Below are 16417 nucleotides of genomic sequence, written 5' to 3' on the forward strand. Positions count from 1 at the left end.
ATAGCTGGCTCCGGACCGTACGGGCGAGCGCATTATGTGGAGGACGATCGTGTCCGCCGTGACGACGTCCTCTTCCCGCCGGCCTCCCCCTGCTCCTGGTCCGGCTCGGCCACGGCCGCGGTCGGGTGCGGCTCGCCGACAGCGACCGGCTGCGGCTCGGCCTCCTCCGCCTCGTCGTGCAGCGGCGCGTCCCAGGCTTCCGGGTTCGTCACCAGCGCGGCGATCTCCGGGGCCGGACACTCGCCCGGCAGCAGGATCAGCTCCTCCCGAGTGGACGGGTCCTTCACGTACACGGCAGCGATCAGACGAGGCACTGGCATCACAGCACCTTCGCGACGATGTGCGCGTCCGGCGTGTGCATCACCGGCATGCCGACAGCAGCGCCCTTGGTGTAGATCTGCACCGGGTCGTCCTGAACGCCGCGGGTGATGATCAGGCCCGGCGCGTCCTCCCGGATGATCTCCGGGTTCGTGCCGCGTGAGAGGACCAGGGCCTCGGCCGTCACACCGAGCTGGGTCTGTGCCCACTTCTCACGGTCCGGTGGCACCAGAATCCACAGGTCTTCCGGCAGCACCTTGCGGGGCTTACCGTCCACCCGTACCTGGGCCTTGTAGAACGTGATCGGCGGCAGGTTGTAGTTGCCGCGCACCACGTTGATCTGCTGCGGGGTCAGCGTCGCTGTCGGCGTCGTCGACGGGTTCACGGACCCGTAGTACGCCGCCCTGTAGGCATTGTTCACCGCCAGGTACGAGAACGCCTTACGACTGGTGATGACCAGCTCGGGCTCCGGCGCGCCGATGTCGTCCAGGTGCTGGATCCACCGCAGCTCGTCCGCGATCGGGTCCGACGCCGGATCGGACCACGGACGGGCCGCGACCGGCTTGTTCTCGACCGGTACTCCCCAGTCCACCTCCAGCGTCAGCCCATTTTCCTGCACCAGCTCGAACTTCCCGTCGGCGAGCACGTCACCGGCCGCCAGCTCCAGCCGCGACCGGATCGCCTCCACATGCCGCTCAACATCGTCATACAGCAGCTCGATCAGCCGGTCCTGGTCCGAGCCGTGCGACGCCTCCAGCAGGATCTGCTCCTGCTCCGAGACGATCAGCTTCTGGCCCAGCGCGGGCAGCGCACCCTCACGGGAGGTCTGCCACGCCTCACGCGTCGCGAACGGAACCGAGGCGTTGAACGCCCGGTACTTCGCGACGTTCACATACCGGCCCGAGTCCTTCGTGCGCCACTTAACCTCGCGCAGCTCAAACGTCGGGAAGATCGTCTGCGTGAGAAGGAAGTCCTTCGGCGACGGGATCGCCCTCGCGAACGTCGTCAGGTCCGCGACCGAGACGTCCTTCAACAGGTCCTGAATCGTCACAGCTCAGACCCCGCTCACACGAACCGGATCTGTGCGGCACGCGGGTGCCACACCAGCTGCGACACGTCGATGCCGCCCGGCACCTTCGACGCCTTCACCGCGCCATGCCACAGCAGCGCGGCCGGCACCCGCGTCTGCCCCGGCGCGAACGGTGCCTCCGCGATCACGAACCCTCGCAGCACCTGACGGCCGCAGTGCGCCTCCGGGTCGTACGGCCCGTACAGGCCCGACTCCGCGACCCTGCCGACCGGCACACCGGACAGAACCCGACCATACGGGTCGCAGCCGTCACCGCACTCGTAGTGCACTCCTTCGGTGAACAGCGACAGGTCGAGGGTGATCGTGTCGATCGAATCCGTACCGTGCAGTGCCGCCAGCCACTCGCGGTTGGCGGTCAGGTACTCGGACTTCTCGACAGGCTGGATGGTCATGCCGTGTCTCCATGGACGTTGCGGTCAGAATCCGCACACCGCCCATGGGGGCGATGCCGTCCACGAAGTCGAGGGGGCGTGGTCCCCACAGCTCATCTACCGGTCAGCGGGCGTCGCTGACCTGGGAACGATCAACCCCCGCCGACGGGCCATCTCCAGCCCGGCCGCGCCCGCCCTCTGCACCGACGCCGTACGCGTCGGCCCGCGCCCGGCCGGGGCACCCGCGGGGGCCGCCGGCACCTGCCTGCGGACCTCCCCGAACAACTCCGGGCGCCGCGCCCTCAGGGCCTCGGCCGCCGCCTGGAACTGCGGCTCTTCAGCGTCCTCGTCATCGACAGCCAGGAGCCGTTCCGCATCCACGAGATCATCGCCCTCCGCGCCGAGTGACACCAGCGCAGCCCGGCGCAGCGCAGCCCGCTCCCTCTCAGCGGCAAGCTCCTCACGCCGAGCAGCCTGCAACTCCCGCTCAGCCGCCTGCTGTTCACGCCGCTCGACCTCCGACAGCGCGGCCTGCTCAGCCTCCCGCTGCACGGTCACGAACTCCGCCAACGCCTTCGGCGTATCGAACCCGAGAGTCGACAACAGGCGCTTAATCGCGGCCCGTTCACCCTGGGCCTTCTCCCGAGTCAGCATCTTCCCCAGACGATCCTGGGTCACCGTGACCTGCTGCTCCTGGCCGCCGTCCTCGGCTCCATCGTCCAGCTGGTCGTTCGTCTCGTCCTCCGACGAGGCTCCACAGATCGGGAAGATCGGCCGCCCATCACGGCGAAACCCAACAGGGCGGCGAGGCGGCAGGGCCCGGACCATACAACTCCTCCTGATGCGCGCCCCCGCGCTGCCGACCAGTGTAGCCACCAGCGCCGACACCGCTCCCTGTGCGTTCAGCTGCAGCAAACGTCGAGACGTTGCACGTACCCGTCGCGAAAGCACCGAAACTAGCCATCATTTCCTTGGCTTCTCCTCCTAGGCCGGCCGCCCGGCACTCTTTCGCGGGGGTCCTTCGGAGTTTTGGAGGTCTGCCGAAATCCATAGATCCCCCTCTTAGCTTTGGTTTTGGGGGCCTTCCTGGTTCCGGATGTGTCCGCCGTAGTTCCCCTGACGCCCGAGGGAGGCTCCGGGGTTTCGTTCTCGCCTTCAGGCCCGGCTTCAGTCTGGGCCCCGGCCAGATCCGTGGTCGGGGCTGAGGGCAGGACCTCGGAACCAGCCGGGGAAGGTGGCTCTGGGTCCTTACCCTCGCGCGTTTCAGGCGCTTTGAGAGCTTGGGCAGTATTGGCCACCGCCCTGATGCCGAGGTAAGCCGTGGTGATGGTGCTCAACACAGCAAACGCGCTGCCAACCAAGGCAGCGGCCGCTACGGGCTCCGTACCAGCCCAACTGCCGACCGCCCAGATCACGATAATGAGGATGACTGCGTCAGCAACCAGGACGACCAGGAGACCAGCCAAAGCCCGGACTCGCTCTACGGCGGGCGCCGAGTGCCGCGGGCCCACAAAGAGCCCCAAAACAATACCGACGGCCAGTACCAGAACAGCCAACGTGAGGAGGAGTTGGATAGAGGTGGGCATAACTGCCCCCTGTCATCAAGGCGTTAGCGCGAGATCGCCATAGGCCCAACCACCATTACCCATTATCGGCCCTGTGGCTACGTCCCGCATATCGACAAGGCTCCGACGTACCCCTTGATCCTGGTACCGAATCTGGTGGCTTCCTGCCCTAGGTCATTTGCGCATTCTCACCCCCGCCTTGTGCCTAGAGCTCCTCGTCGTGGTCGCTCGTCTCGTCCTACGCACCCCGCGTAGCAGCTGCCTCCGGCGGGCACCTTCACCCAACCCACCCGATCTCGCGCACCTCAATCGCTCCCGCATGCGGCGTGTACTGCACCCAGCAATGCGTACCGAACGCCTCACGAATCTCTTCAACAGAGCCGACATCCCGTACATCCGCCCACGCACGTGGATCCAGCCGCACCCGATCAACGAGCGCCAGTACTTCATACCGGGCCAGGTCGCTCGGCAGGTCGGCCATGACCTCGACAGCCAGCTCCTCGAACACCATCCCGCACACCGCGCCCCCCGTGATCGGCTGAGCCGTCACGGTAGGGCGCAACCGAGCGCACCCGCGACCCCTGTGGATAACCTCAGCCCGCTTCGCCGCCCCACACGTCCGGGCCACCGCCACGCCACTCAATGGCCCCGGAGTCATCAAGATGGATCGTGTCCGGGTCCAATCCAGCGCGGCGTAGAAACTCCAAGAGATCGGCGACACCATGCGCCAAACCGAGGATCTCCCCACGGGCACTCACACGGCGCCCACCTGTCGGCGACGGCGGGTGCACAACGATCGGCGCAGCCATACCCCCAGCCTGCGCCCACACCACCCCCCACGCACACCGAGACGACAACCCGGCGCTCAGCCCAGTCACTGCCGCCCCGACACCCCCGCAGCAAAGCCAAACGCCTGCCCCTGCTCCTGTCCGGCAGCCTCCTCCTCGCCACCGGCTGCCTCATCCTGCGGCTGCCCATCATCCGCGCCACCCCGCGCAGCCGCCGCTTCCTCCATCCGCACCTGCGACTCCCGCTGCGCGCTCTGCCGAATCCGCGCCACCTCCTCAGCCGCGTCCCGGATCGGGTAACCCGCCTCCACCAGCATCGCCACCGCGGTCTCCAGAGAAAGCACCCCAGCACCGAACGCCTGCACCACCTCCTCCAGCACCGCCGCCCGGTCCGTCGGGGCGTGCGGCGCCCACGCCAGACGAGCCGGGAACGACTCCCCGGCCGACCACCCCGGCGCCCGGCCGGCCTGGTGCAGCCGCTGCACCATCTTGAACAGGAGCCTGTACTTGTGTTCCCTGGCCAGCCGCATCATGCCGACCAGCGCATCCAACGGCCCCAGCGCCAACTTCAGCGCGTAGCCCGACGGCACCTCGGAAGCGTCCAGCGTCCCCAGTCCCGCCGCCGTGATCCGGCTGTTGGCCGCGATCCGGTCCAGCAGGTGCTCCACCCGCGCCCGCAACTCCGCCAACTGCGGTGAGGTGTCCAGGGCATCCATCCGTCCTGTGTCCCCGAGCTGCCAGACCGCGCCAGCCTCCACCTTCAACTTCTCCGGCTTGCCCGTCGCCCGGTCCACCGGCAGCCGCGCCCCCGCGAGCCCGATGATCGGCGTACCCGTAGTCGCCGACGCAGCCGAGCTGTCCGAGTCCGTGGCCGCCAGCTCATCCAGGCCCTGGAGCACACGCGCTACCGCAGAACGGCCCCAGTGCTCCCCACCATCGGGAATCGTGTTCGTGATGTGGATGACCGGCACGAAGTCGATCATCAGATCCAGACGGTTCAGCTCGGTACCGTCCGGCCGCACCCTGAACGCCGCTTTGTCGATCGGCAGGCGGTCCAGCGTCTCGCCCCGCTTGATGTCCTCCAGCAGCCACTCCGCGTCCGTCAGGTAGCACGTCATCCGCGACGGACGCCCCGGATCCCACGGGTACAGCCGCACAAGGCTCTCGTCATCCTCGGACACCGGCCCCAGCTCGTACGTCACCCGTCGCACCCGCGCCTTCAGCCCCGTGTCCCGGTCCTCCGGAAGCTCCCACGCCAGATGAACCCGCGAGGGGAAATCAGCGTCCTCGTCCTCCCACTGCGGGAAAAAGAACCCCGGATCGTAGACCCGCAGCGTCGGCCGCCGCTTCTCCGGATTCCACGCCAGCACATACACGCTGTCGCCCAGCAGCACCGCGGCGCGCTCAGCCTGCTGGATGCGCAGCGTCAGCAGCTCCTTGCCCGCCCACGTCCGCAGACGCTCCTGCAGCGCGGCGGCCTCCGTCGCACCCGGCTTCGGCGCCTCTCCCTCCGCGCCTTCCGCGTGTTGCGCACCCTCCACCGTGATCTTCTGTTCCGAGCCCAGCAGATAGCCCAGCGCGGTATCCACCAGATTCGCAGCGTCGCCCAGCTCCCGCCGCTCCAGCGCCGCCTCATCACCTGAGGCGGCCGCCAGTTGACCGGCCTGGTTGTTGTCGTATGCGGCCAGCACCTTGTAGGCAGCCAGACGCCGCAACTCCTCCGCCGGCATCCACGTAGCGGCCAACTCCGGAAACGACAGGTTCCCCGGACGCGCCACATCGGCCATCACCGGCTTGTAGTTCAGCCACGACCAAGCATCGATCACGAATTGACGCAGGCCCACCATGCCCTCCCGGCAATCGGCCCCGCGCCGTGAAGGCACACTACCGTGGCACAGAGGGCCCAGCGGAACCGAGCCTGGACAGCTGATCGTTTCTCCACTCATGACGACGTTCGATCGGCTCCAGGCTCAGCTTGGGCGCATCCCTCCCAAACGCCGACTCTGGGCAGCGGGCATAGCCGGGATCACCTACTTCCTCAGCGGTATGGCAATCAAGATCGCGATGCCTCTACTTTGGAAGTCGAGCATCATCATCGGCTCGCTCCTCTCTCTGGCAGCCTTCGTGATCCTGGGAACCGGAGTATCCGCTTACCTCGAACCGAACACGAAGAACCGCTTGGCCACCCTACGCAAAGTCACGTTTACAGTCAGCTACCTCATGCTGGCTGCTCTCGCCGGATGGATTCTGACGGTCGACCGCACAGCAGGGGTAATGCTGCTCACCCTCGTGGCCATGGCCAACTACTTCTTCACCGGAGACGGCAGATACACGGACCCGATCCGGCTGACCCAGCTGCGTACGCGCATCACCCAGAGAGTCGCCTTCCGCATCATCGCCATCGTCGCGGGAACTATGGCCCTCAACCTCGTCCTCCCCATGGTTCGGTCGGAGTCCAGCCAGCAGAATGCCAACTTCAGCTTCACGATGGGCACATATCTCGCAGCAGGCGCCGCCTGCTTAAAAGTCCACTCTCGCGCAAGGAAAATCTGCACCCAGATCAACAGTCAAGCGCGAACGCTCATCCTGGCGCTCGACAACCTGACATCGGCCACAACCGCCGAAGTAAACTCCCGCAAAGACACCGCCCGACACGAATGGCAGAAACTAGATCAGTTGCTGGAGAACCGGATCGAGACCGGACTGCCGCTACATGGCACCGTAGTACTCCCCATCTCGAACAGGCAGCGACTCCACGGCATGGTGAACATGGCAATCGTCGACACACCACAGGGGCAGCAGTTCGTCGCACAGGCCCGCGCAGAACTCCAACTGCTGGCCCAAGCATGCGCCTCTCGCATCGACACAACCCTCTGACTTCACACCAAGCCAGCCAGCGAGTACGCGCCGGCCAGCTTTCAGACCACGGGCGGCTGTTGCGCTGCATTCAGCGCGGAACGCTGTGCTGCCGCAACCGCATGCGCTTGACCCTGTTCACTTCGCCGCAACACAAAGACCGTCGCCAGTGCCAACACACTCGGCCCTGACAGCATCGCAGCAAGCCAAGGCTGATTATTGATACCAACCACAACAGCGCCACTCAACATCGCTACGGCGATCACGAAACCAGCGATCAAACCGGTGAGGTACAACACGTGCGCCCGCTTCGCTGCGGCTTCTTGAGCGCGCACCTGTTCCAACGCCAACTTCTGCTCGGCCTTCTGCTGAAGCACACGCATCTCATGCTCACGCCGCAACTGCGGCTCCAGCGCATCCAAAGCAATCTTCATATGCTCAGCCGGAAGCTCCGCCCACTGCATGGCGATGTCCAACCCGGTCGGCTGCCGCGCCGAGGTTCCACTTTCCTGACTCACTGAGCTTCCCCCCCGCCGCCGCTTCCGAGGCTCTCCAACTCATTGAGCCCACCATCTGGAGGGGGGCCAAGCGCACGGAAAAGTGCGTCAAACCCCTCGTGCAAACGCACCACCCCGGAAATGGCGTCTCTATCCTCCGCCACTTTGAACAAGTCCGGCGGCGCACCCCTCTCCTTCGGCGTGTGGCCTTCCAGAAGCCTCGCCGAGAGGAAAAAAAGGCGCTCACTCGTGCCCAAGTCGAAGCCATCGGACAGAATCTTGCTCTTTCCCGTCCCAGCGGGACCGGAGGTGGAGATCACCGTCGCAGACCGTCCAAGCACGAGGTTTTGCGCGTCGGTCGCACTTTCGCCCTCTTCACGGGCAAGCTCCCAGCCCGTTCGTCCCGTCTTCCTCAGGCGAGGCCACAGCGCCATCTGCACCACCGCGGTCGCGACGACCGGTGCTATGCCGATCAGTTTCGAGATCCACTCCCCCACCACGCCCTCCCCGCCGCCCTAGATTGCGACACCAAACTGCCCACACCCTTCCACACACGGGCCAGGCACGAGAGCCGTTCACTAACGTCGTCCCGCAAGCCTCTGATCGTCCCCGCCTCTCGGAGGCGGCATCGCTGGGTCGAGGAACAGATCCCACAACGCCCACACCGCCGAGTCCAACAGGTCCGGGGAATCCTCCGTCTCCCCCTGCCCGACAAACGTGGTCATCTGCTCCTCCAGCTCCGCGAACAGCCGAGCCGGACCCACATGCGACACCCGAGCCTGCTCGTACAACTGCGCCACCGGAGCCGCCCGCGCCCGTTTCCCCCGCGTGGCGTGAACAATCCGCCAGTTCACCGTCGGGTCCACCTGCTCCAGCAGCGCCGGCAAGTAGTCGCCGCCGTTGTTCGCCTCGATGACCACGCAGTCCGCCCGGTGCTCGTGATACAGCGCGGCGGCCCGTTTCATCGCCTGCGTCGGCGTATGCCGGTCCTGCTCCGCATGCAGCAGGTACCCGCGGGGCCGGTCGTCCCCGAACATCGTCTCCACCGGCCAGCCACGTCCCGCCACCGTGAACGCCGTCATGTCCGCGTTCTCATGAGACTTCGTCGCCGGGTCCACGGCCACCACTAGGCGCTGGAGGTCAGGCAGATGCTCAGGCCGAGGCCGGAAACCCTCAACCTCCAGCATCCAGCCCTTCCACAACGCTCCCTCCACGTCCTCAAGCAGCTCACCCGATAGCTCCTGCCGCCCCAGCCGGGTGCCGGCGTAGTCCTCCTCCAGCTCGGCCCGCGCCGCAGCCGACAGGTTCGCGTCGTTCTCCCGCATGTGCCCACGCGTGAGCACCACCCGCGGCGGCTCTCCACCCTCGCGATGCTGCTTCTCCTGCGTCCGACCACGCTCGACAAGCCGCTTCACATGCGGCAGCGGCTTCGGCGTCGTAGAGATCACCACCTGCGGCGACTCCGCCTCACGCAGGCAGAACCAGATCATGTCGTAGACCTCCTGCGCTGTGTGCCGCGACCAAGCCGCGTACTCATCCAGCCAGGCCTTGTCGAACGCCCAGCCACGCAGGTTGTCCGGCGTCTCCGCACCGAACCCACGAATCAGCGTGCCGTTCTTCAACCACAGCGTCGTCTCGCCCAGCGACGAGTTGTACTTCGCCACCTCTTCAGGCGGGAACACCGACAGCAGCCCCGACTTCGGGGAGTCGAAACAGATGTCGCGCACCAGCGTCGCGTTCTTCGCCACCACCGCAATCTGCAACCCCGGAGTCCTCGCCCACTCCCGCACCGCCTCCGCAGCCGTCCGCGACTTCCCCCAACCACGACCAGTGAGCAGCATCCACACCGTCCACAGCCACAACGGCCGCCGCTGAGCCGCACGGGCGTGATGGTGCAGCCACCCCTCATGCGGCAGCCCATCGCAATCCGGCACTTCGCACGCCCACCGACGCGCCGACACCTCATCAGCACGCACCAGCGCCGCGACCTCGGACCGCAGCTGCTCCAGGCTCATCACGCCCGGATCAACCAGACCCTCAATCGCCCGCCGCTTCGCCCAACCACCACTCACTGCGCGCCCTCCGCAAGACGCCGCTCCAACTCCCGCCGCAGCAACTCCATACGGCTCCGGCGATCTTCGTCACTCAGCGACTCAAGATCCGCGCCCTCCGGCTTGTCGCGCTCACCGCCACCGGCCATCTCCTCACCAGCCGCACGACGCTCGATCTCCGCAGCCACCTGGAAATACCGCAGCAGCTCCGACGGCGACAGCTCACGCGGGTCCAACCCCTGAAGCCGAGCAACCGCCTTACCCAAGAACGCCTGCGCCAACTTCGCATGCCGACGGGCAACATCACGCCGCGCCTGCTGCTGCTCAGCCAGGAACAGACGATCCTGCTCCCGGTCGTACGCACTCGCCCGCATCACCCAGGCGTACTGACTCGACCAGCGGCTCAGTAGAGCCCGAGACTTGCCCAACTGCTGGACTACCTTCGTGATACTCCGCGCGGGACCAAGATCGCGGTACGCAGCGAACGCCTCAAACGCCTGGGGAGATTCGCGCGCCTGCCGCTCCCACACGTCAACGGCGCCCCGGTGATCCACCGGACAGCCTTCCTTCTCCCCCATGCGCCGCATACCAGCCACATATGGCACTCAGCCTAGGCCGTGTCTGACGGGTTGGGGGATGCCGTGCGTGGCAGTGGGGGCAGCTGCCGCGTTCGATCATGTCGATGAACGTGCTCTCCCGCATCATGGGCCTGGGTGGGGTGGAGGCCGCGGAGGGGGCGGCGAAGGAGGGCTCGGTTCCCAAGAACCGGTTCTGGCTCAACTCTTGTGGAGCTGCGCTGTGCGCGTTCGTGGTCGCGTCGGACCAACGCTCTGACCTGCCGGTTCCCCGCGTTCGCCGACCCGATCCACCGAGCGTTGGAGCGTCATCACAGAAGTTGAGCCAGAACCCAAGAACCAGCAGCAGTTGTTCACCGGTTTGAGCAGCGTGTGCAGTTCGCTGCGATTCGAACGGTGCAGGAGTCGGAGGTCGCACCGCAGAGCCGTCGTGGACGACGCAGGGACGGCTGCCTCAGAGTCTTACCTGCAGGGCCTGGGCGAGGCAGAGCGATTGCGGGGCCCGCCTCTGCGAGCTCGACTCGGCCAGCCTTCACCTCACGCGTGAAACTGCCGTAGATCCGGTACCGCTGGTGCGGTACCGGCTCTTGCGTCCCTGTGTCCGCAGCTCGACAGTGGGAAGGGGCCTATGGCGCCGACCGGAACGTGACCTTTGCATTCTTGCACCCAGCAGCGACCGTGCGCAGGGCTTTGACCTCGGCGCGGTCGGCGGTCAGCTTCCACCGGAGCTTGGTGGCGACCCAGTCGGTGGCGTAGGTGCAGGTATCGTCCTTGGCAGGCGGCATCCACTCGGCCGGGTCCTTGTCGCCTTTGGAGCGGTTGGAGCCGAGGCTGACCGCGATGAGGCCGCGCTCGGCATCCAGGTCATTGGCGTAATGCTCGCGGCGTTCAGCGGTCCACTTCGAGGCGCCGGAGTCCCAGGCTTCGGCCAGGGGTACGACGTGGTCGATGTCGAGCTGGCGTGCGTTGGTGAGCGTCTTGCCGTCATAGGCGGAGCGCCATTTGCCGCTGGTGAGCTTGCAGTTCTTGCCCTTGCGGGGCTTGACCACGGCTTCGGCCAGGAGGACTTCCTTGCGGGTGTCGCAGCCGTCATGGTCGGCGTCGATCCACAGGTGGAACTTGTCCCGCTGGTAGCCGGTGCGGGACTCGCGAGCCACCTTTAGCCGGCCTATCGCCTCTGCCAGAGACAGGTCGCTCTTCTTGCCGTCGGACGAGCCAGTGCTCGGTGCCAACGACGGCGGCTTCGCGTCCTGGCGGGACGCCCCAGGAGTGCACGCGGCCACAGACACCATCAGCAACGGGCAGGCCAGCACGGCGAAGCGACGTGCGGAATACATAGGACTCCCAGGTCAGTGAGGTGACGTCAGCTCCACGGGTCTACCCATCACACCTGGGCGCGTCAACAGAAGATGTTGTTCGGGGTCAGTCGTGCTCGGCTGGCGGTTGCTGGGTCAGGAAGTATGCAGCTGCCTCGACCGTATCGTTCTTGAGCTTTTCGACGGGTACGTCCCAGTTCTCGTCCCAGTCACCGAGGGTATGCGCGCACACGATGAGTGGCTGCAGTGTGTCGGGGTAGTCGAAGTCCAGGGCGACGTCACGCCAGATCCGAAAGGCGCCGACCACGGGGTCGAGGGAGCCTTTCACCATCTGACCGGCGAGCCAGTAGGCCAGTGCCCACCTCGCAGCCCGGGCATCGGCAGGTACTTCGACGACCAGGCCCAGCTCGTACAGCACCCGGTCGAAGAGGTCCGGCGCTTCGAGCTCTTCGTTGCGGCCGAGGCCGGCCAGCATCGCAAGGGACTCGCTCTCGACCCCGGCAAGCAATGCGTCCAGACCGACCTGAATGAGGGTCTCGGACGCGAAATACCCGCCGAACGCTCTCTCGTGCGCGATGCGGCTCAGCTCCTTGAGCGCCTCATCACGACTCACCAGGCCTCCTGTCGGCGGACTGAGCCCGCAGCTTCCCGAGCCACGTCCCTGACTTCCTGGCCCAGGCGATCGGCTTCGTGCTGATGCCGTTTCACCGACCCGCTGCCTTCAACGGGCCGAGCAAGGACACCACCGCGAGTTTAGCGAGGCCGGTATGACAACCCACTCCCCCGAGTGACCGCCATCCGGATTCCCTACTGTGTCGAGAGCGTCGGCGCTATCAACAGACCATGCTCAAGACGACTGCCCGCGCCCTCGGGGCCGCAGCCCTCGCACTGCTGCCCCTCGCCACCACCATCGCCCCCGCGCAAGCCGCCGAGACACTCAGCCTCCACGACGCCATCGAAGCCCTCCCCCAAGCCGCCGAAGTGCGCGACGGCTACGAGCGCACGAAGTTCCGCCACTGGATCGACGAGGACAAGGACGGCTGCAACACCCGCAACGAAGTCCTGCTCGACGAAGCCACCACCCCGCCCACCGAAGGCCCTCGCTGCAAGCTGAGCGGCGGCACCTGGTGGTCGTACTACGACGACCAGATCATCGACGGCCCCTCCGGCCTCGACATCGACCACATGGTCCCCCTCGCCGAAGCCTGGGATTCCGGCGCCTCGCAGTGGACCGCCGCCCGGCGCCAGGCCTACGCCAACGACCTCGGCGCCGAACGCTCGCTGGTCGCCGTCACTGCCAGGACCAACCGGCAGAAGGCCGATCAAGACCCTGCTGAGTGGATGCCGCCGGCCGACGACGCCCAGTGCACCTACCTCGCCGACTGGACAGCCACCAAGCTCCGGTGGGCGCTGACCGTCGACCGGGCCGAGCGCGACACCCTCCGCGACCTCGCCACCGGCTGCGAGGACACCGTCGTCGAGTACGAGCCGGTGTAGCGCAAAGGAGAACCGGGATGGTGAGGGCTGAACACGGCGGTGCGCCGCAGGCTTCTGCCTGCGGCGCACCATGGACGGCCGGTGAGGCCACCAGGTCTCACCGGCTTGCCTGGCAGGGTGGTCAGTGACCGTGGCCGTGGTGGCGGCCCAGGATGGCAGGTCACGAATACCAACCATGCCGCCGCAGCGGCTTCTGCAACTCCCGTTTAGACCCAGAGTTTGTCAAGGTCGAGTCGTAGCGCGTGGAAGCCATCCGGGCCACCGGCGGTCAGTTGTCCTGTGGACGTGAGGGTGAGGGAGTTACAGCGGTAGAGAAGCGGCAGTACGCAGACTGTTCCGCTCAGGAGGTGCCACAGGTGGATCTCCTGGTCGTTCCACGCGGCGGCGACGACGGGGCCGACAGGCGTGGTGGCGGCGGCGAGGGCTGTGACGAGTGCCGGCCGTTGATCGAGTGGGGTTTCCATCGGTGCCTGGGAAGCCTCCCAGAGGCGAATGGAGCCGTCGAGTGCGGCGCTGATGACGAAAGTCAGTTCTTCCTCGGGGACCTGCAGGCAGACCACGGCCGTGACGGGCATCGTGTGCAGGCGACAGGACTGGGGCATCGGGCGGTACTCGTTCAGCGACCACAGGTGCACAGCTCCGTAGGCGTCACCAATAGCCACCAAGGACGAGTGAGGACAGCTGCCGATAGCTGTGGGCTGATGGGTGTCCGTCGTCAGCGACACCTGTCCGTGGTGGGAGGCGATGTGCCCGAACACGGTGGCAGCCAGTCCGTCCTCGTCGGCTGTGACGGCATGGAGCGAGCCGGTCTCGTCGAGAATCAGCAGTGCGTCGGCACTGGATGCCGCGATGCCCGAGGGACGCAGGGCAGCCGGCGCAGGGAGCATTCCCGTCCGGTGTCCCGTGGCAGAGTCATGCTGGTGCAGCCGGCCAAGGAGATCGGAGACCAACAGACCGCCCTCTTGGGGGAGTTGGACCTGCGCCGCGGTCGGCTGGCCGTGCTGTGCCCAGGTGGCGCTCCAGTGGTGCTGTTCTGCGAGAGGACGCAGGTACTCACTCAGGCTGGGGCTGACTCCGAGAGAGGCGGCGTGCAGCAGGGCTGCCCGTTCGGAGATGTCGTGCTCGACGGAGGAAAGCTGCGGAGCAGCCCGTTCCCAGATCGTACGAAGACCGGCCGGTGCTGCAGTGGCGCGGCTGCGAAGCGCGGCGGTGATCGCGGCGGCTGAGCCGTGGAGCAAGAACCCCGGATCCGCAAGCAGGGAGGAAACGGCCCTGCCGTCTCCCGCGTCGATGGCAGCATCGAGTATGCGTTCTCGGGATTGGCGGGGTGCTTGGGACCAGATAGGCCTGCCGGCGGCTGTTGCCGGAATGATGGCACGCAGGGCGGCGAAGCTGAGCGGTGTGTCAGCGGGGCGTTCGATGCCGGGGAACGGCAGCGCGCCGAGGTCGACTTCCTGATGCTCTTGGTCTGCGAGGAGTGTCGTCTCTCCTGTCTCTACCACCGCGCGGACGTGGGGGAATTGCAGGAGAGGTAGGACGAACTCGTCGACGATCGTCTGCGGATTGCCTGCCGGCTCGTCGGAGGGGCCACGTCCGGCCAAGTGAAGGTCGGGCAGCAGGAGCAGCAGCGGTCGTTGATCGGCAGCCACGCGCTCCAGGAGGCGATGGGGCGGTACGGGGCCGTAGCCGAGTTGGCGCCCCATCTCCCAGGCGACCGCATCTGTGATCAGGCCCTGGGTGGGGACGGTGGCGTGGGCCGTGGTGGCGGGGTGGGAAGCCGCGCCGGTGAGAAACCACGCGAGGAGGTGGCTCTTGCCGCTGGCGCGGCCGCCCCGCAGCAGGCACAACCGCGGCCGAGCGGCGCCGGTCGCGGCGGCCCACTCGATGAGGGCCTGGCCGGCAGCCGAACGGTCCGCGGCCAGCGGCGGCCACTGCGCCAGGTCGGGCGCCTGAGTACTACTGGTGGTCGTCACTGTGCTGCCATCCCGTTCTTGTGCGTCTACTGCTGAGGGGGCTGGGCTGCAGCTTCGGCGAGCAGGCGCAGGCCTTCGGCGCGGGACTCCGCGGTCTCGCCATAGGGGAAGTTGTGTGTCATCTCGGCGTCGGGGAACGTCTGCGCCATCCACAGTGAGCAGTAGTGGCCGGGCATGAAGCACGGCTCCAACTCGGTATGCACCTTCAAGACCTGCTCCGCCTCGACGCCCGACCCGCTCAGCGCGGACCACAGCCGCTCCTCCGGATGGAGACCGATGTCTCCGGCCCTGGTGACGATCTGCTTCTGCCCGTCAGCGCCGACGTACTCGAAGGCGGCGTACCACTCGCTGCTGGCGGTGTCTCGAATATCGTCCAGGACGAGCGGCCACCAGCTCTCGCGGTCGGCGAAGGCCATGGGATCCAAGTCGCGCAGGCGCTGCTCCGCGTCCGCGAACGCCCGTGCGGCGACCTGAGGCTGATCAGCGCCGACGATCGCCCGCAGAGCCCCATCCAGAACGAGGAGGGACTGCGCGAAGGCCTCCGGAGAGGCATTCACATACCGCGATGGCTCGTCGTAGTCGAGCAGCACAGCCCGCACCACACCCTGAGAGTCGCTGCACAACTCGGTCCCCCGATCGGTCCCGAGCCGAGCCAGCAGTCGATGCTCTTCCGAGGCCACCTCCCGGCCGGCGGCTTCCGCATAAGCCCCCAGCACAACAGGGGCGTCGGCAGTGGTGGAGAAGTAGGGGCCCACCTGCCAGGGGACGGCCACCTGCTCCAGTCGGCGGACACTACCCGGCGTACTCAGCGGGTCGCCGACCGCCTGACCGAAGTGCCGCATCTCGCCCTCAAGGGCCGCCATGGATAACTCCTAGATCGATTGCATGCAGCCTCAAACCCACAGTCTCCCGCACTACCTTGCGTCGGGATCAGAAACCCATTCGAGGATATCGTGCCAACGCGAATGCGGTACATCGAGGGCCGCCGGATCGATCTGCCTCATTTGCGCAGTGAGACGCCGCTCCGCCCCTTCGGGGTCGAGCTCTTGCTCCAGTTCCTCGTCATACTTCGGCCGCTCCAACTCCAGCAGGTAAAGGAAGTGAGCGAAGGAGTGCAGGTCCTTGTTGAGCGGATACACCTCGCTTTCATCCGAGGGGAGGCACTGGACGACTCCCGTAGCGACGTCCAAGGCGATGTCGTCGTAAGGAATCATGCCGAGCAGGACCCAGTTGGCTGCATTATCCGGGAGGTTGGTCCACCGATCCCACATGTCCTCATAGCAGGCGCCCACCTTCTTGAGCTCTCGCCGGGACCTGTCAATTAGGTCGAACCAGGGGTTGGCGCGGACCGGGAGTCCCACGTTGCGCAGGAAGTCCACACTTGCTTCATGCTCGATTCCTTCAAGCATCCCCTCGGGCAGCGTGACCAACTCCTCGGAGCTGAACTCGCCTTCAAGTGTTGTCCGATCAATGGGCGGCGTCATGCTGTGTCCTTACCTGTAACACGTGATGAGAGCAAA

General features: G+C 66.4%; 18 protein-coding genes. 2 read left to right on the plus strand and 16 right to left on the minus strand.

The window, feature by feature from the left end; translation table 11 throughout:
* Positions 1-32: 32 nt before the first annotated feature.
* The 7 genes from WAB15_RS13995 to WAB15_RS14025 all read right to left on the minus strand — a co-directional run bounded on the left by WAB15_RS13995 (position 33) and on the right by WAB15_RS14025 (position 5979).
* Positions 33-320, minus strand: coding sequence for a hypothetical protein (locus tag WAB15_RS13995; RefSeq protein WP_407286440.1), 288 nt, complete (start codon positions 318-320; stop codon positions 33-35).
* Positions 320-1369 (minus strand): major capsid protein, encoded by a 1050-nt coding sequence (locus WAB15_RS14000; RefSeq protein WP_407286441.1) that lies wholly within the window; start codon positions 1367-1369, stop codon positions 320-322. The genes WAB15_RS13995 and WAB15_RS14000 overlap by 1 nt, the downstream gene beginning before the upstream one ends.
* A gap of 14 nt (positions 1370-1383) precedes the next feature.
* On the minus strand, positions 1384-1800 hold the full coding sequence (locus tag WAB15_RS14005; RefSeq protein ID WP_407286442.1) for a head decoration protein: 417 nt from the start codon (positions 1798-1800) through the stop codon (positions 1384-1386).
* Between the two features lie 96 nt (positions 1801-1896).
* Positions 1897-2607: a hypothetical protein gene (locus WAB15_RS14010; protein ID WP_407286443.1), complete on the minus strand. Its 711-nt coding sequence runs from the start codon at positions 2605-2607 to the stop codon at positions 1897-1899.
* 1014 nt (positions 2608-3621) lie between these two features.
* A complete protein-coding gene (locus WAB15_RS14015) occupies positions 3622-3855 on the minus strand; it encodes a hypothetical protein (RefSeq protein ID WP_407286444.1) in 234 nt (77 codons plus the stop codon).
* A gap of 82 nt (positions 3856-3937) precedes the next feature.
* Positions 3938-4153, minus strand: a complete 216-nt coding sequence (locus tag WAB15_RS14020) for a hypothetical protein (RefSeq protein ID WP_407286445.1) — start codon at positions 4151-4153, stop codon at positions 3938-3940.
* 65 nt (positions 4154-4218) lie between these two features.
* Positions 4219-5979: a hypothetical protein gene (locus WAB15_RS14025; protein WP_407286446.1), complete on the minus strand. Its 1761-nt coding sequence runs from the start codon at positions 5977-5979 to the stop codon at positions 4219-4221.
* 97 nt (positions 5980-6076) lie between these two features.
* On the opposite strand from WAB15_RS14025, the gene WAB15_RS14030 reads away from it, so the two are divergent.
* Complete coding sequence (locus WAB15_RS14030; RefSeq protein ID WP_407286447.1) at positions 6077-7009, plus strand: hypothetical protein; 933 nt, start codon at positions 6077-6079, stop codon at positions 7007-7009.
* A 41-nt stretch (positions 7010-7050) separates the two neighbouring features.
* Here the strand turns inward: WAB15_RS14030 and WAB15_RS14035 are convergent, their stop codons facing one another.
* The 6 genes from WAB15_RS14035 to WAB15_RS14060 all read right to left on the minus strand — a co-directional run bounded on the left by WAB15_RS14035 (position 7051) and on the right by WAB15_RS14060 (position 12040).
* Positions 7051-7506 carry a hypothetical protein gene (locus WAB15_RS14035; RefSeq protein ID WP_407286448.1) on the minus strand — a complete coding sequence of 152 codons (456 nt, stop codon included), beginning with the start codon at positions 7504-7506 and terminating at the stop codon, positions 7051-7053.
* Positions 7503-7982: a hypothetical protein gene (locus WAB15_RS14040; RefSeq protein WP_407286449.1), complete on the minus strand. Its 480-nt coding sequence runs from the start codon at positions 7980-7982 to the stop codon at positions 7503-7505. The genes WAB15_RS14035 and WAB15_RS14040 overlap by 4 nt, the downstream gene beginning before the upstream one ends.
* Positions 7983-8063: 81 nt before the next feature.
* Positions 8064-9500, minus strand: coding sequence for a terminase large subunit domain-containing protein (locus WAB15_RS14045; RefSeq protein ID WP_407286450.1), 1437 nt, complete (start codon positions 9498-9500; stop codon positions 8064-8066).
* Positions 9501-9553: 53 nt separating this feature from the next.
* On the minus strand, positions 9554-10114 hold the full coding sequence (locus WAB15_RS14050) for a hypothetical protein (RefSeq protein WP_407286451.1): 561 nt from the start codon (positions 10112-10114) through the stop codon (positions 9554-9556).
* 623 nt (positions 10115-10737) lie between these two features.
* Positions 10738-11448 (minus strand): HNH endonuclease family protein, encoded by a 711-nt coding sequence (locus tag WAB15_RS14055; RefSeq protein ID WP_407286452.1) that lies wholly within the window; start codon positions 11446-11448, stop codon positions 10738-10740.
* Between the two features lie 85 nt (positions 11449-11533).
* Positions 11534-12040, minus strand: coding sequence for a hypothetical protein (locus WAB15_RS14060; RefSeq protein ID WP_407286453.1), 507 nt, complete (start codon positions 12038-12040; stop codon positions 11534-11536).
* Between the two features lie 230 nt (positions 12041-12270).
* On the opposite strand from WAB15_RS14060, the gene WAB15_RS14065 reads away from it, so the two are divergent.
* The gene (locus WAB15_RS14065) at positions 12271-12924 is read left to right on the plus strand and encodes an HNH endonuclease family protein (RefSeq protein ID WP_407286454.1); all 654 of its coding nucleotides are present in this window, start codon (positions 12271-12273) and stop codon (positions 12922-12924) included.
* Positions 12925-13130: 206 nt separating this feature from the next.
* Here the strand turns inward: WAB15_RS14065 and WAB15_RS14070 are convergent, their stop codons facing one another.
* Genes WAB15_RS14070 through WAB15_RS14080 form a run of 3 tightly spaced genes read right to left on the minus strand, consistent with a single transcriptional unit; the run spans position 13131 to position 16381 of the window.
* Complete coding sequence (locus WAB15_RS14070; RefSeq protein WP_407286455.1) at positions 13131-14897, minus strand: hypothetical protein; 1767 nt, start codon at positions 14895-14897, stop codon at positions 13131-13133.
* Between the two features lie 26 nt (positions 14898-14923).
* Positions 14924-15760, minus strand: a complete 837-nt coding sequence (locus tag WAB15_RS14075) for a nucleic acid/nucleotide deaminase domain-containing protein (RefSeq protein ID WP_407286456.1) — start codon at positions 15758-15760, stop codon at positions 14924-14926.
* 51 nt (positions 15761-15811) lie between these two features.
* Entirely contained in the window at positions 15812-16381 is a 570-nt protein-coding gene (locus tag WAB15_RS14080) for an SUKH-4 family immunity protein (protein WP_407286457.1), read from the minus strand.
* Between the last annotated feature and the right edge of the window lie 36 nt (positions 16382-16417).

Source organism: Streptomyces sirii (assembly GCF_045690365.1).
GTDB classification, from domain to species: Bacteria; Actinomycetota; Actinomycetes; order Streptomycetales; family Streptomycetaceae; genus Streptomyces; species Streptomyces sirii.